The 1,036-nt window shown below is 36.4% G+C and carries 1 protein-coding gene; it reads right to left on the reverse strand.

Going from position 1 to position 1,036, the window contains the following annotated elements:
- A partial coding sequence (locus tag JMF81_RS16270) for a hypothetical protein (RefSeq protein WP_201312475.1) occupies positions 1 to 898 on the reverse strand: 898 nt, incomplete at its 3' end.
- Positions 899 to 1,036: the final 138 nt, after the last annotated feature.

Consider the following 1,036-nt stretch of genomic DNA (forward strand, 5'->3'; position numbering starts at 1 on the left):
CCTGTATCTTTCGATATTGATTCTTCAAGGTTTTCAGATACTTTTCTATCTGAACTGTTCCTTCGAAACTCCCTATCTTCTGAATGTTTTCCATCTGCTGATCAATGATTCTCTGCTCATTTTCCATATCAAGAATCTGCTGCCGGACTGCTTTCATATGGAGCACCATCAGATTCTGTTTTATATTCAGGAACTCATGTTCCTGCCTGATCTGATCCTGATATTTCCTGTAAATCCAGATGCTAAGACCAATAAATCCAAATATTAAAATCACTGCCGCTATAATCCCATACTGATATGTACTTGCTAATCTTGTCTGATCTTCTACCATAAGCTGGGCAAATCCGATACCAACATACAAAAGAAAGATTGCACCCCAAAATTTAGGATGTTTTATTCTATATTTATCCAATATCGGAAATTCGCCTTTCCAGAAACGATGAATCGAACACCGTGCCATGAAAAAAATCAACAAACAGGAGAAAACAAATAGAATAATTCTCCAGGTTGCAGCCGAAAGATAACTACTGTCCGTCATTCCCGCTATGGCCAAAGAAATTCCACCAGCAAATAAAGTAAATAATTCTGTAAGCATGCCGCAAAGAGCACATTTCACCAAATCAGCATCATACACAAACCAAATCACAACTAAATTTAAAATTGCGGTCATTATTTTCATAACGATATAAATCGCATATATCAAAATATGATGTTCCATATATTGGCTGAGCAGAATATTAAAAAACACATCCATGATCAATACTTTCAGCATATAACAGCTGATGATCCATATTACAGAGTGTCTTCGTCTCAGCATTTCATTTAACATTAATATCGCAACAATAACCTGAACCACAGCAATCACACTAAAATTCAATACAACAAACTTTTGTTCCATTAAGGTTATCCAGGCCTGCTCCCACATTATTTTTTCTCCCTCTGCATTTGAATACTGATTTGTTTTTCTTCCCCTTCTTTATCGAACACTGCAATCTGCCCATCATATGGCGTTATTCTTATCGACAGCTTCCGTTTC

It is taken from the genome of Anaerostipes butyraticus, from assembly GCF_016586355.1.
GTDB classification, from domain to species: domain Bacteria; phylum Bacillota; class Clostridia; order Lachnospirales; family Lachnospiraceae; genus Anaerostipes; species Anaerostipes butyraticus.